Source organism: Phenylobacterium sp. (assembly GCF_031181185.1).
GTDB lineage: Bacteria > Pseudomonadota > Alphaproteobacteria > Caulobacterales > Caulobacteraceae > Phenylobacterium.
Map to the genome: position 1 here is coordinate 1 of NZ_JAPSKZ010000021.1, position 19613 is coordinate 19613.

Consider the following 19613-nt stretch of genomic DNA (forward strand, 5'->3'; position numbering starts at 1 on the left):
GGTCCCGACCTTCACGTCCTGCGGATTGGCGTCGATCGCCTGGAAACCCGAGTAGGTGGTGATCGGCGCGCAAGCGGCGAGCCCAAGACCGGCGACGAGGCCGGCGGCGAGGGCGGCGGGGGCGGCATTGCGGAACATGCGGTCTGGGTTTCCAATCACCTGAAAGGCAAGAGGCTTTGACCTATCGCCGGCCGCCCCTTAGTTCAATGCCGCCCTTTACCCGCCCCTTCGGGCGAAATCGAGGCCGACCCGATGCTCAAGAGCCTGTTCAAGCGGAAGCCGGCCCAGATCGCCGGCCGCGCGCTCTATGCGCGGGTGGTGGAACAGTCGCGCTCGCCCGGGCTCTACCGCGACCTGGGCGTGCCGGACACTGTCGAGGGGCGTTTCGAGGTCTACAGCCTGCACGTCGTGCTGCTGCTGGAGCGCCTGCGGGGGCAGGGCGCTTTGGCCGCCGACGTGTCGCAGGCGCTGTTCGACGCCTATGTGAAGGGCCTGGACGACGCGCTGCGCGAGATGGGCGTCAGCGACGTGACGGTGGGCAAGAAGATGCGCAAGCTGGGGGAGGCGTTCTACGGCCGCGGCAAGAACTATCAGGCGGCGCTGGACGCCCTGCCGGACCGCCAGCCGCTGCAGACCGTGCTGGCGCGGACGGTCTACGCGGGCGCAACAGACCGGTCGCCCGAACTCGCCGACTATGTGATGGCGCAGCGCGAAACGTTGGCGGGTAATTCGCTGGAGCGGCTGTGCGAGGGCGCCGTGGACTGGAGGCCGCTTTGAGCCACGCGTGGGACAAGCCTGTGAAGCTGCACGAGCTGGGCCGCGGCCCGGTTCAGCTCACGCTCGCGCCGGACGAGGCCGAGCGGGCCGCCGTCGCCAAGCGCCTGGGCCTGAAGAGCCTGCCGGCGTTCAAAGCCGACGTCACGGTCAAGCCGTGGCTGGATGGGGCCGAACTCTCGGGCCGTTTCGACGCCGTGGTCGAGCAAGTGTGTGGCGTCACCCTGGATCCCTTCGAACAGCCGGTTTCGGGTGAGGTGTTCGCTCGGGTCGTGCCGGCGGGGAGCCCGCATGCCGCGAGCGAGGAGGGCGGCGAGCTGGAGCTGGATCCCGACGCCGACGACCCGCCGGACGTGTTGTCGGGGGACGCCATCGACGTCTCCAACTACGTCGTCGAACATCTCTCGCTGGAACTGGATCCGTTCCCCCGCAAGCCGGGCGTGACGTTCGACTACCAGCCGCCGCAGCAGGAGGAGTCGCCCTTCGCGGTGCTGAAGAAGCTGCAGGAACCGAAGGGCTGAGCGAACAGCCTGCGCCCCAGTTTTCAGAACTGAAGCCGCCGCGTATGGTCGCGATGATTCCGGCTGAAGGCCGCCGAGGGACGAAAGCGCCGACTTGACCCAATCGCTGGTGATTTCGATCGACGCCATGGGCGGAGATCACGGGCCGTCCGTGGTGGCGCCCGCCGCCGCCCTTGCGCTGAAGGAGCTGCCGCCGCACGCGCGCCTGCTGCTGCACGGCGACGAGGCGCAGCTGCGCGCCGAGGTGGCCAAGTGCGCGGGCCTGGCTGCGCGCAGCGAGATCCGCCACGCCGAGCGCGTCATCGGCATGGACGAGAAGCCCGCCCAGGCGCTGCGCCGGGCGAAGGGCACTTCCATGTGGAACGCCATCGAAGCTATCCGCGACGGGGAGGCGGCCGTGAGCGTCTCGGCCGGCAACACCGGCGCGCTGATGGCGATCTCCAAGCTGATCCTTCGGATGAGCGCGGACCTCGACCGGCCCGCGCTGGTGGCCTCGATCCCGCACGCCAAGGGCGTCAGCACCTTCTTGGACGTGGGCGCCAACGTGGACTGCGACGCCGAGCGCCTCGTCGAGTTCGCCATCATGGGAGAGGCCTATCACCGCGCCGCCCACGGCGTGGCCAAGCCGACCGTCGGTCTGCTGAACGTCGGCTCCGAGGAGATGAAGGGGCACGAGGAGGTCCGCGAGGCGCACCGGATCCTGCGCGAGGCCCAGCTGGACCTGGAATACCGTGGCTTCGTCGAGGGCGACGACATCACCAAGGGCACGGTGGACGTGATCGTCACCGACGGCTTCACGGGCAATGTGGCGCTGAAGTCCATGGAGGGCGCCGCCAAGTTCATGTACGGCGAGCTGAGGGCCGCCCTGACCGCCGGGCCGTTGTCCAGCCTGGGCGCTCTGCTGGCCAAGCCGTCGCTGCTGAGGTTCCGCGAACGGATCAATCCGCCGCCGGCAGCGCCGCTGCTGGGCCTGAACGGCCTGGTGCTGAAGTGCCACGGCGGCGCCGACGATCGCCAGTTCGCCAAGGCGATCAAGGCGGCGGCTGACGTTGCGCAAAGCGGGTTTGCCTCCGAGATCGAACGGAATATGAGGCGCCTTCCCGCCGTCCTTTCGAGCGCGGCGCCTGCGGACGGAGCCGTCTGAGTGTCCAGAGTCGTGCGTAGCGTGGTGACCGGCGTCGGCGGCTATCTGCCGGAAGGCGTCGTCACGAACGACGACCTCGCCAAGACGGTCGACACCTCGGACGAGTGGATCCGGGAGCGCACCGGCATCCGCCAGCGCCGCAAGGCTGCCGACGACCAGCCGGTCTCGGACCTGGCCGTCGAGGCGGCGAGGCGGGCGCTGGCCGCCGCCGGCCGGACTGCGGCGGACGTCGACCTGATCGTCGTGGCGACCACGACGCCCGACCTGACCTTCCCGGCCACCGCCACCATCGTCCAGCGGAAGCTAGGCGCGCCGATCGGCATCGCCTTCGACGTCCAGGCCGTATGCTCGGGCTTCGTCTATGCGCTCTCGACCGCCGACGGCTTTGTCGCGCGCGGCCGGTCCAAGTGCGCCTTGGTGATCGGGGCCGAGTGCATGACCCGGCTGATGGACTGGACCGACCGCGGCACCTGCGTGCTGTTCGGCGACGGAGCCGGCGCCGTCGTGGTCGAACCGGTCGAAGGCGAGGGAACCACGGAAGACCGCGGTCTGCTGGGGTTTGCGCTGCGCGCCGACGGGACCAAGCAGGATCTGCTCTATGTGGACGGCGGCGTCTCGACCACGCGCACCACGGGCTATCTGCGGATGCAGGGCAACCAGGTGTTCCGCCACGCCGTGGTGAACATCTCGGAGGCGGTGACCGCCGCCGCCGCCGATGCCGGCCTGGAGGTCTCGAGCGTCGACTGGTTCATCCCGCACCAGGCCAACCAGCGCATCCTGGAAGGCGTGGCCAAGCGCCTGGGCATCGACGAGCACAAGGTGATCTCGACCGTCGCGGAGCACGCCAACACCTCGGCAGCCTCGATCCCGCTCGCCCTGGACCAGGGCATCGCCGACGGACGAATCAAGCCAGGACAACTTCTACTGTTGGAAGCGATGGGCGGCGGCCTGACCTGGGGCGCCTGCGTGTTGCGCCTCTAAGGCCCTCACCATCGGCCACAAAGCGTGACTTGAAGTCTTTGAGCCAATAGGACAATCAAGGTCCATGAACGATGTCTCGGCAGGGGTCAGCGTAAGGATGAAGGGGGCGACGGTCACCCGGGCCGACCTCTGCGAGGCGGTGCACGAGCAGGTGGGCCTTACCCGCCAGGATTGCGCCGAACTGGTCGAGCGCGTCCTCGAGCTGATGTGCCAAGCCCTCGAGCGCGGCGAGCAGGTGAAGCTCTCCGGCTTCGGCGTCTTCCAGGTCCGTTCCAAGCGCGCCCGTATGGGCCGCAACCCCAAGACGGGCGAGCCCGCCGCCATCGAACCGCGCCGCGTGATCGGCTTCCGCGCCTCCCAAGTGATGAAGGCGCGGGTCGACCGGGCGTTATCGCGGTGAGGACGCCTTAGGCCGTGGCCAAGGGCCCGGACGCCTTTCGTACGATTTCCGAAGCGGCGGAAGAGCTGAACGTGCCGCAGCACGTTCTCCGGTTCTGGGAGACCAAGTTCGCCTTCATCCGGCCCATGAAGCGGGCGGGCGGCCGCCGCTTCTATCGGCCGGCCGACATCGCTGTGCTGCGCGGCGTGCGCCGGCTGCTGCACGACGAGGGTTATACGATCAAGGGGGTGCAGAAGCTGCACCGGGAACAGGGCCTGAAGCGCCTGATCGCCGCCGGCGAGGGGCAGGGCGCGTCCGCCGCGCGGGTTGAGCCTCCCCCCGGCCACGCCGCCGCCGGGGACGCCGACGCCCTGCTGACGGCCCTGCGCGATCTGGAAGCCGCCAAGCGCCGCTTGGACGACCTGCTCAAAAGCTAACCCTGCAATCTAAAGTCATCAGGCGGCGCCGCAACCTAGCGTAGCGCCCATGGTTAGCCCCTGGTCATCCAGGGAGACGGCCATGGCTTTCAATCCGCTCGCCGAGCGAGGCATCCCGCTCGAGCGCCAACTTCGCAGCTGGTCGGAACTGAACGTCGAGCCCTACGACACGCGCGCCGTACACCCGTACACCCGCTGCCGCGTGATCCTGATGAACGGGGTCGAGGTCGAGGCGGCGATGTTCTCGCACAACTTCAACCGCCATCTCGCCGACGTGGAGCTGAAGCAGCGGCTGCAGCGCATCCGCCGAGTCGAACAGCAGCAGCAGAAGGCCGTGAACTGGCTGATCCCAGGCGAGCAGCAGGAGAACGCCGTCGAGGTCACGATCGGCTACGAGCAGGTGGCGGTCGACCTCACCGCCTGGCTCGCCCGCCACGAACCCGATCCGTACCTGAAACAGGTCTACGAGTTCGGCCTGCTGGAGGATTTCGACCACCTCTACCGCTACGCGAACCTCATGGACCTGATGGGGAACGGCCGGCGCGCCGAGGAGATCACCGGGTCGTACACGGAGATCACGCCTGGGCGGCCGACGATCTTCGAGCACCGCCATCCGCACGACGACATCCGCCGTCCCATGACGGTGCAGGCGGCGCACCGGCAATCGATCCTGAACGCCATGACGCTGGTGTCGGCCGAGCAGCAGACGATGAACTACTACATGACCGTCGGGAACCGGCCGACCGACCCGCTGGCGCGGGCGCTGTACCTGGAGATCGCCCAGATCGAGGAGCAGCACGTCAGCCACTACGAGTCCTGCCTCGACCCCACCATCAGCTGGCTCGCGAACTGGGTCCTGCACGAGAACCACGAATGCTGGCTCTACTGGTCCTGCTTCGAGACCGAGACGGACCCGCGGATCAGGGCGCTGTGGGAGCTGCACCTGGCCATGGAGATCGAGCACCTGCAGGTGGCGGCGCGGGCGCTGGAGGAGATCGAGGGCAAGGACGCCGCCGAACTGATCGGCGCTGGCTACGACGCGCCGATGACCTTCGAGGAGAACAAGGCCTACCTGCGCGAGGTCGTCTCGCGTCAGGTCGAGCTGACGGCCTGGGACTCCGAGTTCGTGCCGGTGGGCGAACTGCCCCAGGAGCATCGCTACTTCGAGCACCAGGCGATCGTGAACGCCGGCGGCGTCCCGTCCGAACAGGTGATCGAGCGCCACCGCGAAGAGTTCGGCGAGGAGTACCGCTTCGAGCCCGAAGGCCCGCATCCCGTCGCGCCGCTGCGGGCGGACGGGCCGCACCGTGAGCTGGGGTACTGGCAAGCCGCCGGCGGACCGAGCGGGCAGGCGACGAGTCTCTGAAGGAGGAAGCTATGTCTGGCGAACACGAGAACGGCGGCCTCAAGGACGCGGCCAACAAGGTGCAGGACATGGTCGGCGGGATGGTGGGCATGGCCTCGGCCGCGACGGCGGGCTCCCACGACGCCCGCGCTTACATCGCGAATGCGTGCATCGGCGATTTCTATGAGATCGAGGCGGGCCGGCTGGCGATCCAGCGCGGCAGGTCGGAAGCGGTCCGCGAGTTCGGCGCGATGATGGTCGAGCACCACACGACCGCCATGCACCAGATGCGCTCGGCGCTCCGGAGCCACGAGGTCACGGATGAGATCCCCGACGCCGCGCCCGTCGTGGCGCTGGATGCGCGCCGCGCCGGGATGCTGAAGCATCTGGAGGAGGCCGCGGACGACGTCTTCGATCATACGTACCTGGATCAGCAACGCATGGCCCACCAGGAGACCTTGGCGCTTCACGACGGCTATGCAGAGAACGGCGGCAATCCACAGCTCCGGTCCGTCGCCAGGGGCGGCCGGCCGATGGTGGCGCGTCACCTGAAGATGCTGGGCCGGATCGGGGTTCATTGAGGGCGAGCCCCGCCGTTCCCTGCGGGGCGTCCCGGAAGGCCTGGCTCCAACTGACTGCTCGTACGTTATGAATAACAACGATACTTGAGTGGAGCTTACGGCGCCTTGAAGGAGCCGCAACCCACGGCCCGAGATGGGAGGGCGCAATGCCATCTGCGTCTCGAACCGAGCTGAAGCCGCTCGTCGAACTCGTCGCGGCCAACTATGCCCTGGTTGCGCGAGACCTGCTCAACCCGATGCTCGAGCTGTTGCGCCTGTCGCGCCTCTGCACCGGAGACGCCGAGTCCTTCCTGATCCTGCTCGTCATCGCGGTGCGCGTGACCGAGGACCCCCAGTTCCGCGCCTCGTCGGTGGAAGATCTGGTCCCGCTGGCGGAGCTGCCCAGTCGCGGGACCAACATCCGATCGATCGCAGCCTCACTGGACATGCCGAAGGAAACCGTTCGACGGAAGGTGGCCGAACTGGCCGAGGCGGGCTGGGTCGTGCGCCGCGAAGGCGAGCTGACGCTCAGCGGGCGCGTCTTCACCGACCTGGCGAACCTGAAACGGAGCCTCGAGGAGCTGGCGGCGCGCAACTATCTGACCGTTCACGAGCTGCTCGCCCGCGAAGGAGAGGCGACCGGGACGGGCCCGGCCGAGGAGAGGACCCTGCCTGCGCCGTGAACCAGATGGTCGGGAATACCTCGCCGCCGGCCGATGGTCGGAGCGGCGGGATTCGAACCCACGACCCCTTGACCCCCAGTCAAGTGCGCTACCAGGCTGCGCTACGCTCCGGTCCGGCGGCGAGGCGTCCTTCTAACCCGTTGGTTCGTATCGGCAAGTCCAAATCGTCACCGTGAGAAATAGAGCAGGCGACGCGCATTTGGGGGGCATTATGCGGGGGGCTAATCTCACAAATACCAATCACATCAATGACATATGTCGAGTGTTAGGGGGGCGTATCGCTTAGCCCGGCATTAGGCTCAGGTGCGGGCGCCGCCAGGAGGTCGCCGGGTGGCACCTTGAGTGCGATTGCGAGACGCTCAACTGCTCTTACGGAGGGGTTGCGCGTTCCCCGTTCAAGATCGCTCAGATAGCTGCGCTTCATCCCGGCTTCGTAAGCCAGCTCCTCCTGGGAAATGCCCAGCTGCCTCCGACGCGCACGTACGTTCCAGCCAAGAATCCGGACGAGATCCATGGGCAGAGTTGGCGCAAATCGTACGGCTTGATCTGTCCCCTATACGTGTCATTTTCGGCCGATGTCGGGGACGCAATTGCTGACGCTAGAAGAGGTCGCGCAGCGACTTCGATGTACCGTTGAGCACGTGTTTCAGCTGATTGAGGAGGGCGAGCTCGCGGTCTTCAATGGCGGGAACGTTCTGGTTCCAGCTGCCGAGCTTGAAGCCTACGTCAGTCGCAACACCGTGCGCGCCCGGGCGGCGGAGCGGGCGGCGGACGATCGTCGGATCAGCGCGTCACTCGCGCGTTTGCGGGAGAATGGCTCGCTCCAGCGTTTGCTGGCGTTGTCTTCGGGTAGCCTGGAGCGCGTCGTCTTGGAACCCACAGACAAGCAGCGGAAGGCCAACCGGGGGCGGTCACGTAGTCCGAAGCGGCACCGCCGCTAAGCCGATAAAGTTATCCACATTTCGTACACAGGCGTTATCGGAAATCCGATTCCGAACCCTGTGGATGGATTGTGGATAACCTTGATCGCGCAGCGCAGAGGTCTACGAATCAGGGCTCATTGGCCGGGCGTCGGACATCTTCGGCGTTCGGGAGGGGCCCCGAGGTTTCGATCTCGCCCAAGTACGTCGCAAAAGGCAGAGTTCTCAGCCGAGCCTTAGCGTCGTCCAGGTCGCGAGCCCGCACCTCGAGGGCCCAGTCCGATCCCTCATGCCGGTACTCAAAGAGATACCGGTTTGGCACTTCGCATAAGGAATCAGAACTCATGTACTACTACGTCTATCTGGACGTTTCCCGCCAGTGGCGATGGACCCTTTACGCTGCGAACGGCAAGAAAATCGCCAACTCGGGCGAGGGGTACATCAACCAGCAGGACTGCATCCACGGCCTGAACCTCACGGCCAACTCGCGTGGCCTGCCGGTGAAGATCGCCGCGTAGGGTTAACGAGAGCCTACTTCGAAGGCGTCGGGCGCGAGCTTTGCTCGCGCCCGAAATGCTTTCGGCGGCGGGCGTTCTGGCGGGCGTTAACGCCCGCTGGGGGCGTTAAACGTTGCCGACAATTTCCGACAGTTTCCGCCTTCCACCGAGGCGGAAAGCGGATTTTCGTTTGTAGACAATGTGTCGGAGGTTGCCGGGAACTTCGTGCGCTACCAGGCTGCGCTACGCTCCGCAGGCCGGTCGGCGAGGCGGGCCTTATAGGCAGGCTCGCCCGCGACGGGCAATCCCGAATGTCAGACGAAGACGTCAGCGCCCGCGGTTCATCCAGCGGAACAGCGGCGCGAGCGGCAGCCACCAGCAGAAGCCGGCGAGGGCGTAGTAGGGAAGCTGCGCCCACCAGCGCTCAGGGATGCGCTCGCCGATGAAGACGGCCGCCCACACGTAGAGGATCAGGAACCCCAAGATCGCGAAGAGGCCAATGAGCTTGCGCAGGCGGGCGGACATGGCCGGGCTATAGCGGGGTCGCGCTTCCGACCCAAGACCGATAAAGAGACCGGCCAAGTTCGGCCCCCAGCGGCGCTGCCCCTCGCGTACCCATGACCTCGTTCCTGCGCTCCGACCGCTCCAAGCCCGTCGCCATCTGGCTGCTGGTGGTGGCGGCCTTCGTCCTGGCCATGGTGGTCGTAGGCGGCGCGACCCGGCTGACCGGCTCGGGCCTCTCGATCACCGAGTGGAAGCCGGTCACCGGAGCGATCCCGCCCATGAGCGAGGCCGCCTGGCACGCCGAGTTCGCCAAGTACCGCGAGATCCCGCAGTACCAGCAGGTGAACCGCGGCATGAGCCTCTCCGAGTTCCAGTCCATCTACTGGTGGGAGTGGGGTCACAGGTTCCTGGGGCGGCTGACCGGGCTCGTGTTCTTCGCCCCGTTCGTCTGGTTCGCGGTCCGCCGCGAGATTCCCAGACGGCTGACCTGGCGGCTGGTCGGCATCTTCGTGCTGGGCGCGGCGCAGGGCGCGGTCGGCTGGTGGATGGTCGCGAGCGGGCTGTCGGAACGGGTCTCGGTCGCCCCCGAGCGGCTGATGGTGCACCTGGGCCTGGCCTTCGCCCTGCTGGCCGCGCTGATCTGGACGGCGCTGGACGCCTGGGCGGGCGGGGCGCGCCAGACGCTGCCCAGCCCCTGGGGCCGGCGCGCCGCCTGGTTGCTGGCGCTGATCTATTTCCAGATCCTGCTGGGCGCGCTGGTGGCCGGCAACGATGCGGGCCTGGTCTATAACGACTTCCCCCTGATGGGCGGGCGGCTGGTCCCTGAGGACTACGCGGCGACCACGCTGTGGGGGACCTTGGCGCACAGCCAGGGCGCGGTGCAGCTGCATCACCGGCTTGCGGCCTATCTGCTGACCGGCGTCGCCGTCGCCGTCGGGCTGGCGGCGTGGCGGTCGAACTACCTGCACCGCGAGAGCAAGCTGCTGGCCGTGGCGGTGGCCGCCGCCGTGGTGCTGCAGGCGGCCCTGGGCGTGGCGACCCTCGTCCTGCGCGCGCCGGTCGGCCTGTCGATCGCCCACCAACTGATCGCGGCGCTCATCCTGGCGCTGGCGACCGCCTTCGCCTGGCGCGTGCGGCGGATTTGAGGAAGAAAATCGCGGTATAATAATACCGTGTATACTAGGTCGTTGTATTCGCTGGCCATTTCACAGATCCGGCGCGTTCGCCGGCATTGACAACGACGAGCGCGACCGGCATATGCCGCGCCTCACGTCGGGGACGCACGTTCGCGCACCCGCACCATTCTGACGGATTGAACCATGTTGAAGGCTACGACGGCTTCGCTGAAGCCCGCCGAGGTCGAGAAGAAGTGGATCGTGATCGACGCCAAGGACGCCGTGGTCGGCCGCCTGGCTTCGTTCATCGCGATGCGCCTTCGCGGCAAGCATCGGCCCGACTACACCCCGCATGTGGACTGCGGCGACTTCGTCGTCGTCGTGAACGCCGACAAGGTGAAGTTCACGGGCAAGAAGCTGTCGGACAAGATCTTCTACTGGCACACCGGCCACCCGGGCGGCGTGAAGCAACGCACCGCCGGCCAGATCCTCGGCGGCAAGTACCCCGAGCGCGTGCTGGAGAAGGCTGTCGAGCGCATGCTGCCGAAGGAAAGCCCGCTGGCCCGCAAGCAGATGACGCACCTGCGCATCTACACGGGTGAAGAACACCCGCATGCGGCCCAGAACCCCGAGACCATCGCGTTCGCCGACCTGAACGCCAAGAACGTGCGGAGCGCGTAATGAGCGAAGCCAACACCCAAGAAGCGACCGGCTTCGACGCCCTGAAGGGCCTCGGCACGCAGGAAGAAGCCGTCGTTCGCGAGCCCAAGATCGACGCCCAAGGCCGCTCGTACGCGACCGGCAAGCGGAAGAACGCGGTCGCCCGCGTGTGGATCAAGCCCGGCAAGGGCCAGATCACGATCAATGGCCGCGACCAGGAGATCTACTTCGCCCGCCCCGTGCTGCGGATGATGATTGCCCAGCCGCTGCAGGTCGCCGACCGCCTCGGCCAGTTCGACGTCGAAGTGACGGTCGAGGGTTCGGGCCTGTCGGGCCAAGCGGGCGCCGTTCGCCACGGCATCGCCAAGGCGCTGACCTACTACGAGCCGGGCCTGCGCTCGGTGCTGAAGCCGCACGGCTTCCTGACCCGCGACCCGCGCGTCGTCGAGCGGAAGAAGTACGGCAAGGCGAAGGCCCGACGCAGCTTCCAGTTCTCGAAGCGCTAACCGCGCGCGACAACTCGCGTTTACGGACAGGGCGCTTCGGGAAACCGAGGCGCCCTTTCTCTTATCGGAGCTGCGAATGGCCCACACGGTCTTCATCGACGGCGAAGCCGGCACCACGGGACTGCAGATCCGCGAGCGGCTGGAAGGCCGCCGCGACATCGAGATCCTGTCGATCGATCCCGCCCGGCGGAAAGACGCCGACGCGCGCGCCGAGTTGCTCAACGCCGCTGACGCTGTGGTGCTGTGCCTGCCGGACGACGCGGCCAAGGAGGCCGTGGCGATGATCGAGAACCCGGCGGTCCGCGTGGTGGACGCCTCCACCGCGCACCGGGTGGCGCCCGGCTGGACCTATGGGTTTCCCGAGTTGTCGAAGGACCAGCGCCAGGCGATCCGCGCTTCCAAGCGGGTGGCCAATCCGGGCTGCTATCCGACCGGATTCATCGCCCTGGTGCGGCCGCTGGTGGAGGCAGGACTGATCCCCGCGGACTTCCCGCTGACCGTGAACGCAATCTCGGGCTATTCCGGCGGCGGCAAGGGTCTGATCGCCGAGTTCGAGGAGCAGGGCGCGCGCGACGTGTTCCGCGCCTACGGTCTGCCGCTGGCCCACAAGCACCTGCCCGAGATGCAGGCCTATACGGGGCTCGCGCACCCGCCGGTGTTCGCGCCCTCGGTCGGCCGCTACGCCCAAGGGATGCTGGTCGAGGCGCCGCTGCAGCTTTGGGCGCTGCCGAGGAAGCCCGCCCCGTCCGACCTGCACGTGGCGCTGGAGGCCCATTACGCGGGCGAGACGTTCGTCGAGGTGGCGAGCGGCGCCGAGTGCGCCGAGTTGCAGGCGACGCGCGCCGGCGCGGCCGGTCATGTGCAGGCCCTGGACCCGGAGGCCCTGAACGGGACCAACCGCATGCGCCTGTTCGTGTTCGGCAACGCCCAGACGGGGCAGGCGAGGCTGATCGCCCTGCTGGACAACCTGGGCAAGGGCGCCTCAGGCGCGGCCGTCCAGAACCTGAACCTGATGCTTGGCCTCGACGAGGACGCGGGACTGTAGCGCTTGCATCCGCCGTGTTCCGGGCCACGTAATCCGGACATGGACACGCACGTCGAACGCCGCGCCTTCCTGTTGGGCGCATCGCTGATCGCCCTGTCCGGCCTGCCGGGCTCGGGGCTGGCCGCGGACAAGTATGCGAGCTCGCCGTTCCGCAAGCTGGGCGACGCCCAGTGGAAGCAGCGCCTGTCGCCGGCGGCCTACCGGGTGCTGCGCCACGAGGATACCGAACGGCCGGGATCCAGCCCTCTGAACGGCGAGAAGCGGAAGGGGACCTTCGCCTGCGCCGGCTGCGGCCTGGCGCTGTTCCGGTCGGAGTGGAAGTTCGAGAGCGGCACGGGCTGGCCCAGCTTCTTCCGGGTAATCCCGGGCGCCGTGGCGACCAAGACCGACTACAAGATCGGCGTGCCGCGCAAGGAGTACCACTGCGCTCAGTGCCTGGGGCACCAGGGCCACGTCTTCGACGACGGGCCGAAGCCGACCGGCCTGCGGTACTGCAACAACGGCCTGGCCCTGAGGTTCATCCCGGCCTGATCCATAAAAAGAAGCGGGCCCGCGGGGGAGCGCGGGCCCGAGTTTGTCGCAAACAGGCTTGGGGTCCGTCTGCGGAACCGGTCAGGTCGTGGTCTTGGCCGGGGCGGGGGCCGCGGTCGTGGACTGGGCCGGACGCGGGCGGTGGATGCGCCCGGCGCCCGAGATGTCGCTCTCCAGTTCGGCGGGGTCGGTCAGCAGGTTGATCTCGCCCATGCCGGAAATCTCGAGCCGCGCCTTGGCGGTCGGCGCGACCGTGGCCTCGCCGGCGCCTGAGATGTCCACCTCGGCGTCGCGGGTCCTCAGGTCGCCCATGTGGGCCTCGCCGGCGCCGGAGATGTCGATGTCGAGGGCCTCGGTCTCGCCGCGGGCGGTGATTTCCGAGGCGCCAGAGATGTCCACCGACAGGCTGGGCTGCCGGTAGTTCTCGATGGTCAGGCGGTTGGCGCCCGAGAAGTGGAAGCGGCGGACGTTCGGCGCGGTCATCACGATCTTCACCTTGCCCACGCCCCAACCGGCCTTCCGGACGCGGATCCGGCCTTCCTCGATCCGCATTCGGTCGAGCAGGCGTTGGGGGCCGGTGACCGTGACCTTTCCGGGACCGTCGGCCTGCGTGTAGGTGACGTCGGCCGGAATGCTCAGGCTGAGGCGCTCGCTGTCATCCCAGTCGAAGGTGCGGGTGGCGACCGGGCCACCGCCCTCGGCGACGTCGATGTCCCAGTCGTGATCCCAGTGGTCCTTGTCCCAGTCGCCGGCCCAGTGCCAGCCGCCGCGGGCGAGGGCGTCGGGGCCGCCGATGGCGAAGGCGGCGGAGAGGGCGGCCAGGGCGAGCACGAAGCCCGCCACGGCGATCACCACAAGATTGCGGATCATGGTGTTCGTCTCCTTAGCCTTGAGGTTCCAGGGCGGGCTTGAGCAGCCGGTAATGCAGGCGGCCATACCAGACGAGGGCGTTGATCAGGCCGATGCTGATGAGGGTGAGGACGGCGCCGGCCGAGGTGGCGCCGGCCATCAGGCCGATGCCGGCGAAGATGCCGGCGACGGTCCCGCCCGGCGGATCGACGAAGGGCGCTGCAGCGAACAGGAAGCCGCCGGCGAAGAACACTGCGATCACCGCGATGAAGAAGCCGAACAGCGCCGCGGCCACACCCATCAGGATGGGCAGCAGGATCAGGATGTCGATCGCGCCCAGGCCCAGCACCGCGAAGATGGCGGCGGCGGCCGACGAGGGGCTACGTTCCTCGCGCCAGCGGGTCAGCTGGGCCTCGGCCCGCAGTTCGCGCGCCAGCCGTTCGGGGTCGCCCAGGGCCGCGGCCACGTCCGCTTCGCTGCGGCCGGCGGCCTCGCCCTCGGTGAAGTGCGCCTCATAGTCGGCGACGATGTCGGCGACCGCCTGCGGGGGCAGACCGCGAAGGCCCTCCCGCAGCCGGGCCATGAAAGCCTGGCGTGTCATTTGGCCCCTCCAAAAACGATCTGATCGACGGCGCCCGAGAACGAACTCCACGCGTCCTTCTGGCTCTCGAAGCTGCGCTTCCCGGTGTCGGTGAGCCGGTAGTACTTGCGCGGCGGGCCGGCCGAGCTCTCGACGAGGTAGGTTTCGACGAGGCCGTCCGACTGCAGGCGGCGCATCAGCGGATAGATCGTACCCTCGCCCATGCCGATCAGGTCGGACAGGCGGCTCGCGATCTCATAGGCGTAGCTGTCGTGGTGGTGGAGAAGAGCCAGCACGCACAGCTCCAGCGCGCCCTTCTTCAACTGGATCTCTATGGCTTCCGGCACATCGGAACTCCTTGCTGGGCTCCGGTGTACCGACAGGTATTGGGTGACGCAAGGTAGCGGGCATTAAACGTTAGTAACGTGTCGGCTCACCCACGGCGACGGAGGGACGCCGCCTAGCTTCTGACCTTGACGTACTCGCCCGGGGCGTCGCCCAGCGGCTTCAGCTTGCCCTTCGCGGGATCGCGGGCCGGGACCAGCGGGCCGGACTTGTCCTTCAGCCAGCCGATCCAGTGCGGCCACCAGGAACCGGCGCTTTCCTTGGCGCTGGCCTGCCAGGCCTCGAGCGTGTCGGGCAGGTCCGAGCAGGTCCAGTGCTGGTACTTGTTGGCGGCCGGCGCATTGATCACGCCGGCGATATGGCCCGAGCCCGCCATGGTGAAGGTGACCGGTCCGCCGAACAGCTTGGCGCCCTTGTACACGGAGCGGGCGGGGGCGATGTGATCCTCCTTGGAGGACTGGACGTAGATCGGGATCTTCACCGCGCCTAGGTCCAGCTTCACGCCGTCCAACACCAGCTCGCCCTTGGCCAAGGCGTTTTCGCCGTAGAACCTGCGCAGGTAGAACAGGTGCAGGGTCTTGGGCATCCGCGTCTGGTCGGAATTCCAGAACAGGAGGTCGAAGGGCTTTGGCTCCCGGCCCAGCAGGTAGTTGTTCACGAAGAACGACCAGATGAGGTCGTTGGCGCGCAGGGCGTTGAAGGTGTCGGCCATGGCCTGGCCCGAGAGAACCCCGCCGCCCTCGTCCATGCGCCGCTCGAGCTCCTGCAGCCACTCCTCATTGGTGAAGAGCAACAGGTCGCCGGCCTCGGAGAAGTCCTGCTGGGCGGCGAAGAACGTGGCCGAGTTCACCGGTTGCACGCCCTTGGCCGCCATGTGCGCCAAGGCCGAGGAGAGCAGGGTGCCGCCGATGCAGTAGCCCACCGCGTTCACGTGCGGCACGCCGCATTGCGCCATGGCCGCGGCGGTCCCCTCGTAGATGCCCTGGCGCATGTAGTCCTCGAACGTCTTGGTCGAGAGCTCCGGCGTCGGATTGACCCACGAGGCGACGAAGACGGTGATCCCCTGGTCGGCGAGCCAGCGGATCATCGAGTTCTCGGGGCGCAGATCCAGGATGTAGAACTTGTTGATCCAGGGCGGGAAGATCACCAGTGGGATCTCGTGGACCTGTTCGGTGGTGGGAGAATACTGGATCAGTTCGATGATTTCGTTGCGGAAAATGACCTTGCCGGGCGCCGTCGCAACGTTCTCGCCGATCTTGAAGCGCTCGTAGTCCGTTTGAGCGATCGACAGCTGGCCGCCGCCCCGGTGCAGGTCGGCGGCGAAGTTCTCCATGCCCTTGACGAGGCTTTCGCCGCCGGTGGCCAGCACCTCCTTCAGGGCCGTGGGGTTCGAGGCCAGGAAGTTCGACGGCGAGAACGCGTCGGTTAGCATCTTCATGAAGAATTCGACGCGCCGCTTCTGCATCGGATCGACGCCGTCGACGTCAGCCACAAGTCCGTTCAGCCAGCCGGAGGTGAGCAGGTACGACTGCTTGATGACGTCGAAGACCGGATTCGCGGACCAGTCCGGGTCGAGGAACCGCTTATCGCCCTTGGCCGGTTCGATCACCGGCTTCACCTCGTCGCCGGCCATGCGCCGGGCGGCGGACTGCCAGAGGTCGAGGTAGCGGGCGAAGAGGTCGGCCTGGGCCCGCATCAGCTTGTCGGGCTGGGCGGCGAGGCGGCCGATCACTTCGGTGAGCGCCGGGGCCACGTGGAACGGGTCGGGTGTCAGCGCCGCCGGCCGGTCGGCCTGGCGCAGCGCCATCTCGGCGATGGCGCCCTGAGCCGCCAGGGCGGCGCGGGCAAGGTTCGTGGACAGCTTCTCGAGTTGGGCCCGCTGCTCGGCGGTGAGCTGGGCGGCGTCGAACGAGGGGGATTCGGGCTCCGCCTTGGGCGTCGTGGTCGCGGCGTCCAGCAGCTCGGCGGCGACCGGCTCCTCGGGCAGCGGCGGCTTCTTCATGCGGCCCTTGCCACCTTTCGCCGTCGTCTGTTCGCTCATCCAGGCGTCCTCCAACGGGGATAAGTCTCTCACGGACTTCCGCCCCGGGCGATCATCGCATAAGAGCGTGACGGAGATGAATGCGCCGCGCCCGCTTTTTCCGAACGCCCGCCGCGCCGCCCGGCTCCTGCTGACCGCAGGCGTCGTGAGCGGGGCAGGGACGCTGCTGGCCGGCTGCATCGGCAACCCGTTCGCCGACGCCAAGGTGGATCCCGCCTCGCCGGTGGCGGCGGAAGTGGCCCGGGTGGCCAAAACCAACACCGATTATCCGAGCTTCGCGGACATCCCGGCCATCCCGCAGGATCTGCGGCCCGTCCGGCTGTACGGCCGTGAGGCCCAAGCGGTTAAGGCGGCGGGCGAGCGCCTGATCGCCGAAACGGCGCCCGGGACCTGGACGCTGAAGAACACGGAAGCCTTCGCGGCCGAGGCGCAGCGCGACGCCGGCCCGCGGTTTGAGGAAGGTCCCCAGCGGGATTCGGAAGCCTTCGCGCGTGAGCTGAGGGAACGAGCTACCCCGCCTCCGCCGCGCTGAGGCGCGTCGGAGGCATAAAATTCCCCAAACCGGCTTGGCGGACTCCGGCCCGGAGTCTATCGATGCCACCCCCAGCTCACCTCAGAGCCGCATGGGCGAGAACGCGGCGCGAAGAGCTTCCGACATGACTCCCGAGTTCCACCGTATCCGACGCCTGCCTCCCTACGTCTTCGAGGAGGTCAACAAGATCAAAGGCCGCCTGCGCGGTCAGGGCGTCGACATCATCGACTTCGGCATGGGCAATCCCGACATGCCGACCCCCAAGCACATCGTTGAAAAGCTGATCGAGACAGCGCGGGACCCGAAGGCCGGCCGCTACTCGGCCTCGAAGGGGATCGCCGGCCTGCGCAAGGCGATGGCCAACTACTATGGCCGGCGGTTCGGCGTGAAGCTGAATCCCGACACCGAGGTGATCGCCACGCTGGGTTCGAAGGAGGGCTTCGCGAACCTGGCCCAGGCGCTGACCGCGCCCGGCGACGTGATCGTCTGCCCGAACCCGGCCTATCCGATCCATGCCTACGGCTTCATCATGGCGGGCGGCGTGATCCGTCATGTGCCGGCGCCCTCGCCGGAGGAGTACCTGTCGGGGATCAGCCGCGCGGTGAAGCACTCTGCGCCGCCGCCGAACGTGCTGATCGTCAGCTATCCGTCCAATCCGACGGCCCAGTGGGTGGATCTCGACTTCTACAAGGAGGTCGTCGCCCTGGCGAAGAAGCACGAGATGCTGGTGCTCTCGGACATCGCCTATTCCGAGATCTATTTCGACGACAACCCGCCGCCGTCGATCCTGCAGGTCGAGGGCGCGAAGGACGTGGCCGTCGAGGTGAACTCGCTGTCCAAGACCTACGCCATGGCCGGCTGGCGGGTCGGCATGGTGGTCGGCAACGAGCGGATGTGCGCGGCCCTGGCCCGCGTGAAGTCGTATCTCGACTACGGCGCCTACACGCCGATCCAGGTTGCGGCCGCGGCGGCGCTGAACGGGCCGCAGGACTGCGTCGACGAGATCCGCGCCATCTACAAGGGCCGCCGCGACACCTTGGTGGACGCCATGAAGCGCGCCGGGTGGGACATCCCCGCGCCGCCTGCCTCGATGTTCGCCTGGGCGCCTCTGCCCGAGCAGTACAAAGAGGCCGGCTCCATGCTGTTCTCCAAGCTGCTGATCGAGGAAGCCGGCGTCGCGGTGGCCCCAGGCATCGCGTTCGGCGAGTACGGCGAAGGCTACGTTCGCATCGGCCTGGTCGAGAACGAGCAGCGCATCCGCCAGGCGGCGCGCAACGTGAAGAAGTTCCTGTCGAACGCCGACGAGATCCTGGGACGGGCGCACAACGCGCTCGCAGCACAATGACGAAGACCTGGCGCATCGGCGTCGCGGGCCTGGGCACCGTCGGCGCGGGCCTCCTGACCTTCCTGGCCGAGCATCCGGGCTTCGCGCCCGCCGGCGGCAAGGCTGTGGTGAGCGGGGTCTCAGCGCGCTCGAGGTCGCGACCGCGACCCTTCGACATCTCGGGCTTGGCTTGGTTCGACGATCCCGTGGCGCTGGCCCAGTCGGAAGAGACGGACATCTTCGTCGAGCTGGTCGGCGGTTCGGACGGCCCGGCGAAGGCGGCCGTCGAGGCGGCGCTGAGCGCCGGCAAGCCCGTCGTCACGGCCAACAAGGCGTTGATCGCCGAGCACGGCGCCGAACTCGCGGCCCTCGCCGAGGCGAAGGGCGCGCCGCTGCTGTTCGAGGCCGCCGTCATGGGCGGCACGCCGGCGGTGAAGATGGTGCGCGAGGCCCTCGTCGGCGACGAGATCAAGTCGGTGGCGGGCATCCTCAACGGCACCTGCAACTACATCCTGACCGAGATGGAGGCGACGGGCCGTTCGTTCGCCGAGGTGCTGGCCGAGGCCCAGCGGCTGGGCTACGCCGAGGCGGACCCGACGATGGACGTCGGCGGCTTCGACGCCGCCCACAAGATCAGCATCCTGGCGGCGCTGGCGTTCGGCTGCGCGCCGAACTACGCCGCAGCCGAGATCGAGGGCATCGATCAGGTCGACCTCCTCGACATCCACATGGCCCGCGACCTGGGCTACCGGATCAAGCTGGTGGCCTCGGCCGACCGCTCGGCCGACGGCGTACTGGTGCGGGTGCATCCGTCCCTGGCTCCGCTGAACCATCCGCTGGCCATGGCCGGCGGGGCGCTGAACGCGCTCTTCATCGAAGGGACGCGGGTGGGGCGCATCTTCGTGCAGGGGCCTGGCGCCGGCGCGGGACCGACGGCGGCGGCGGTCGCCGCCGACATCGCCGACGTGATGACCGGCGCGGTGCGTCCGGTGTTCCAGGCGCCGGCCGAGACGCTGCGCCCCTTCGACCCCGTGGACCCGTCGAAGAACTCAAGCCGGGCCTACCTGCGCTTCCTGGTGAAGGACGAGCCGGGCGTCATCGCCGCGGTGTCGGAGACCCTGGCCGAGGCGGGCGTCTCGATCGAAAGCTTCCTGCAGAAGCCGGTCGAGAGCGCGAACGGCGTGCCGATCGTGCTGACGACCCACGCGGTGGCGGAATCGGTGCTGACGGCCGCGATCGCGCGCATCGCAGACCTGCCGGCGGTGATCGAGACGCCCAGAATGCTGCGCATCGCTCGCATCTGATACTGACGGAACCTGCGCCATCGGCTAAGGCGCTGC

25 protein-coding genes and 1 tRNA gene are annotated in these 19613 nt (G+C 67.9%); 19 read left to right on the plus strand and 7 right to left on the minus strand.

Annotation, left to right across the window (positions count from 1 at the left end; all coding sequences use genetic code 11):
• The first annotated feature begins 252 nt into the window (after window positions 1–252).
• The 9 genes from RIF93_RS04125 to RIF93_RS04165 all read left to right on the plus strand — a co-directional run bounded on the left by RIF93_RS04125 (window position 253) and on the right by RIF93_RS04165 (window position 6824).
• Window positions 253–777 carry a ubiquinol-cytochrome C chaperone family protein gene (locus tag RIF93_RS04125; protein WP_309088729.1) on the plus strand — a complete coding sequence of 175 codons (525 nt, stop codon included), beginning with the start codon at window positions 253–255 and terminating at the stop codon, window positions 775–777.
• Complete coding sequence (locus tag RIF93_RS04130; protein WP_309088731.1) at window positions 774–1295, plus strand: DUF177 domain-containing protein; 522 nt, start codon at window positions 774–776, stop codon at window positions 1293–1295. Before RIF93_RS04125 ends, RIF93_RS04130 begins: the two co-directional genes overlap by 4 nt.
• A gap of 94 nt (window positions 1296–1389) precedes the next feature.
• Window positions 1390–2439, plus strand: coding sequence for a phosphate acyltransferase PlsX (gene plsX, locus RIF93_RS04135; protein WP_309088733.1), 1050 nt, complete (start codon window positions 1390–1392; stop codon window positions 2437–2439).
• Window positions 2440–3420, plus strand: a complete 981-nt coding sequence (locus tag RIF93_RS04140) for a beta-ketoacyl-ACP synthase III (protein ID WP_309088735.1) — start codon at window positions 2440–2442, stop codon at window positions 3418–3420. It abuts the gene before it with no gap.
• A 97-nt stretch (window positions 3421–3517) separates the two neighbouring features.
• Window positions 3518–3820, plus strand: a complete 303-nt coding sequence (locus RIF93_RS04145; RefSeq protein ID WP_309088800.1) for an integration host factor subunit alpha — start codon at window positions 3518–3520, stop codon at window positions 3818–3820.
• Between the two features lie 14 nt (window positions 3821–3834).
• Entirely contained in the window at window positions 3835–4236 is a 402-nt protein-coding gene (locus tag RIF93_RS04150; protein ID WP_309088737.1) for a MerR family transcriptional regulator, read from the plus strand.
• Between the two features lie 82 nt (window positions 4237–4318).
• Window positions 4319–5602, plus strand: a complete 1284-nt coding sequence (locus tag RIF93_RS04155) for a hypothetical protein (RefSeq protein WP_309088739.1) — start codon at window positions 4319–4321, stop codon at window positions 5600–5602.
• 11 nt (window positions 5603–5613) lie between these two features.
• Entirely contained in the window at window positions 5614–6162 is a 549-nt protein-coding gene (locus tag RIF93_RS04160) for a DUF4142 domain-containing protein (RefSeq protein ID WP_309088741.1), read from the plus strand.
• A gap of 146 nt (window positions 6163–6308) precedes the next feature.
• Window positions 6309–6824 carry a hypothetical protein gene (locus RIF93_RS04165; protein ID WP_309088743.1) on the plus strand — a complete coding sequence of 172 codons (516 nt, stop codon included), beginning with the start codon at window positions 6309–6311 and terminating at the stop codon, window positions 6822–6824.
• Between the two features lie 34 nt (window positions 6825–6858).
• On the opposite strand, the gene RIF93_RS04170 is transcribed toward RIF93_RS04165, so the two are convergent.
• Window positions 6859–6935, minus strand: a tRNA-Pro gene (locus RIF93_RS04170).
• Between the two features lie 154 nt (window positions 6936–7089).
• Window positions 7090–7338 carry a helix-turn-helix transcriptional regulator gene (locus RIF93_RS04175; RefSeq protein ID WP_309088745.1) on the minus strand — a complete coding sequence of 83 codons (249 nt, stop codon included), beginning with the start codon at window positions 7336–7338 and terminating at the stop codon, window positions 7090–7092.
• Window positions 7339–7399: 61 nt separating this feature from the next.
• On the opposite strand from RIF93_RS04175, the gene RIF93_RS04180 reads away from it, so the two are divergent.
• Both RIF93_RS04180 and RIF93_RS04185 read left to right on the plus strand, forming a co-directional pair.
• On the plus strand, window positions 7400–7765 hold the full coding sequence (locus RIF93_RS04180) for a helix-turn-helix domain-containing protein (RefSeq protein WP_309088747.1): 366 nt from the start codon (window positions 7400–7402) through the stop codon (window positions 7763–7765).
• Window positions 7766–8088: 323 nt separating this feature from the next.
• Window positions 8089–8262, plus strand: a complete 174-nt coding sequence (locus RIF93_RS04185; protein ID WP_309088749.1) for a DUF1508 domain-containing protein — start codon at window positions 8089–8091, stop codon at window positions 8260–8262.
• A 306-nt stretch (window positions 8263–8568) separates the two neighbouring features.
• Here the strand turns inward: RIF93_RS04185 and RIF93_RS04190 are convergent, their stop codons facing one another.
• The gene (locus RIF93_RS04190) at window positions 8569–8766 is read right to left on the minus strand and encodes a DUF2842 domain-containing protein (RefSeq protein ID WP_309088751.1); all 198 of its coding nucleotides are present in this window, start codon (window positions 8764–8766) and stop codon (window positions 8569–8571) included.
• Window positions 8767–8858: 92 nt separating this feature from the next.
• Here RIF93_RS04190 and RIF93_RS04195 point away from each other — a divergent pair, with 92 nt between their 5' ends.
• The 5 genes from RIF93_RS04195 to msrB all read left to right on the plus strand — a co-directional run bounded on the left by RIF93_RS04195 (window position 8859) and on the right by msrB (window position 12602).
• Window positions 8859–9890 carry a COX15/CtaA family protein gene (locus tag RIF93_RS04195; protein ID WP_309088753.1) on the plus strand — a complete coding sequence of 344 codons (1032 nt, stop codon included), beginning with the start codon at window positions 8859–8861 and terminating at the stop codon, window positions 9888–9890.
• Window positions 9891–10067: 177 nt separating this feature from the next.
• Window positions 10068–10541, plus strand: a complete 474-nt coding sequence (gene rplM / locus RIF93_RS04200; protein WP_309088802.1) for a 50S ribosomal protein L13 — start codon at window positions 10068–10070, stop codon at window positions 10539–10541.
• Entirely contained in the window at window positions 10541–11026 is a 486-nt protein-coding gene (gene rpsI / locus RIF93_RS04205) for a 30S ribosomal protein S9 (RefSeq protein WP_309088755.1), read from the plus strand. The genes rplM and rpsI overlap by 1 nt, the downstream gene beginning before the upstream one ends.
• Window positions 11027–11096: 70 nt before the next feature.
• A complete protein-coding gene (gene argC / locus RIF93_RS04210) occupies window positions 11097–12071 on the plus strand; it encodes an N-acetyl-gamma-glutamyl-phosphate reductase (protein WP_375163834.1) in 975 nt (324 codons plus the stop codon).
• 39 nt (window positions 12072–12110) lie between these two features.
• Entirely contained in the window at window positions 12111–12602 is a 492-nt protein-coding gene (gene msrB, locus RIF93_RS04215) for a peptide-methionine (R)-S-oxide reductase MsrB (RefSeq protein ID WP_309088759.1), read from the plus strand.
• Between the two features lie 81 nt (window positions 12603–12683).
• Here msrB and RIF93_RS04220 read toward each other — a convergent pair whose 3' ends face one another.
• The 4 genes from RIF93_RS04220 to phaC all read right to left on the minus strand — a co-directional run bounded on the left by RIF93_RS04220 (window position 12684) and on the right by phaC (window position 16417).
• Window positions 12684–13472: a GIN domain-containing protein gene (locus RIF93_RS04220; RefSeq protein WP_309088761.1), complete on the minus strand. Its 789-nt coding sequence runs from the start codon at window positions 13470–13472 to the stop codon at window positions 12684–12686.
• 13 nt (window positions 13473–13485) lie between these two features.
• A complete protein-coding gene (locus RIF93_RS04225) occupies window positions 13486–14052 on the minus strand; it encodes an HAAS domain-containing protein (RefSeq protein WP_309088762.1) in 567 nt (188 codons plus the stop codon).
• The gene (locus RIF93_RS04230; protein WP_309088764.1) at window positions 14049–14378 is read right to left on the minus strand and encodes a PadR family transcriptional regulator; all 330 of its coding nucleotides are present in this window, start codon (window positions 14376–14378) and stop codon (window positions 14049–14051) included. The genes RIF93_RS04225 and RIF93_RS04230 overlap by 4 nt, the downstream gene beginning before the upstream one ends.
• A 113-nt stretch (window positions 14379–14491) precedes the next feature.
• Window positions 14492–16417: a class I poly(R)-hydroxyalkanoic acid synthase gene (gene phaC, locus RIF93_RS04235; protein WP_309088765.1), complete on the minus strand. Its 1926-nt coding sequence runs from the start codon at window positions 16415–16417 to the stop codon at window positions 14492–14494.
• Window positions 16418–16493: 76 nt separating this feature from the next.
• Here phaC and RIF93_RS04240 point away from each other — a divergent pair, with 76 nt between their 5' ends.
• The 3 genes from RIF93_RS04240 to RIF93_RS04250 all read left to right on the plus strand — a co-directional run bounded on the left by RIF93_RS04240 (window position 16494) and on the right by RIF93_RS04250 (window position 19577).
• Window positions 16494–16949, plus strand: coding sequence for a hypothetical protein (locus tag RIF93_RS04240; protein WP_309088767.1), 456 nt, complete (start codon window positions 16494–16496; stop codon window positions 16947–16949).
• A gap of 124 nt (window positions 16950–17073) precedes the next feature.
• Window positions 17074–18294 carry an LL-diaminopimelate aminotransferase gene (locus RIF93_RS04245; RefSeq protein WP_309088769.1) on the plus strand — a complete coding sequence of 407 codons (1221 nt, stop codon included), beginning with the start codon at window positions 17074–17076 and terminating at the stop codon, window positions 18292–18294.
• On the plus strand, window positions 18291–19577 hold the full coding sequence (locus tag RIF93_RS04250; protein WP_309088771.1) for a homoserine dehydrogenase: 1287 nt from the start codon (window positions 18291–18293) through the stop codon (window positions 19575–19577). Before RIF93_RS04245 ends, RIF93_RS04250 begins: the two co-directional genes overlap by 4 nt.
• The last annotated feature ends 36 nt before the right edge of the window (window positions 19578–19613 follow it).

Bases quoted from the DNA above. Each gene is read 5' to 3' on its own strand.
- RIF93_RS04250 (WP_309088771.1), top strand. From the start codon at position 18,291: ATGACGAAGACCTGGCGCATCGGCGTCGCGGGCCTGGGCACCGTCGGC.
- RIF93_RS04145 (WP_309088800.1), top strand. From the start codon at position 3,518: ATGAAGGGGGCGACGGTCACCCGGGCCGACCTCTGCGAGGCGGTGCAC.
- RIF93_RS04160 (WP_309088741.1), top strand. From the start codon at position 5,614: ATGTCTGGCGAACACGAGAACGGCGGCCTCAAGGACGCGGCCAACAAG.
- RIF93_RS04220 (WP_309088761.1), bottom strand. From the start codon at position 13,472: ATGATCCGCAATCTTGTGGTGATCGCCGTGGCGGGCTTCGTGCTCGCC.
- RIF93_RS04240 (WP_309088767.1), top strand. From the start codon at position 16,494: ATGAATGCGCCGCGCCCGCTTTTTCCGAACGCCCGCCGCGCCGCCCGG.
- RIF93_RS04190 (WP_309088751.1), bottom strand. From the start codon at position 8,766: ATGTCCGCCCGCCTGCGCAAGCTCATTGGCCTCTTCGCGATCTTGGGG.
- RIF93_RS04185 (WP_309088749.1), top strand. From the start codon at position 8,089: ATGTACTACTACGTCTATCTGGACGTTTCCCGCCAGTGGCGATGGACC.
- RIF93_RS04195 (WP_309088753.1), top strand. From the start codon at position 8,859: ATGACCTCGTTCCTGCGCTCCGACCGCTCCAAGCCCGTCGCCATCTGG.
- RIF93_RS04180 (WP_309088747.1), top strand. From the start codon at position 7,400: ATGTCGGGGACGCAATTGCTGACGCTAGAAGAGGTCGCGCAGCGACTT.
- RIF93_RS04175 (WP_309088745.1), bottom strand. From the start codon at position 7,338: ATGGATCTCGTCCGGATTCTTGGCTGGAACGTACGTGCGCGTCGGAGG.
- rpsI (WP_309088755.1), top strand. From the start codon at position 10,541: ATGAGCGAAGCCAACACCCAAGAAGCGACCGGCTTCGACGCCCTGAAG.
- RIF93_RS04125 (WP_309088729.1), top strand. From the start codon at position 253: ATGCTCAAGAGCCTGTTCAAGCGGAAGCCGGCCCAGATCGCCGGCCGC.
- RIF93_RS04165 (WP_309088743.1), top strand. From the start codon at position 6,309: ATGCCATCTGCGTCTCGAACCGAGCTGAAGCCGCTCGTCGAACTCGTC.
- msrB (WP_309088759.1), top strand. From the start codon at position 12,111: ATGGACACGCACGTCGAACGCCGCGCCTTCCTGTTGGGCGCATCGCTG.
- phaC (WP_309088765.1), bottom strand. From the start codon at position 16,417: ATGAGCGAACAGACGACGGCGAAAGGTGGCAAGGGCCGCATGAAGAAG.
- RIF93_RS04225 (WP_309088762.1), bottom strand. From the start codon at position 14,052: ATGACACGCCAGGCTTTCATGGCCCGGCTGCGGGAGGGCCTTCGCGGT.
- RIF93_RS04245 (WP_309088769.1), top strand. From the start codon at position 17,074: ATGACTCCCGAGTTCCACCGTATCCGACGCCTGCCTCCCTACGTCTTC.
- RIF93_RS04155 (WP_309088739.1), top strand. From the start codon at position 4,319: ATGGCTTTCAATCCGCTCGCCGAGCGAGGCATCCCGCTCGAGCGCCAA.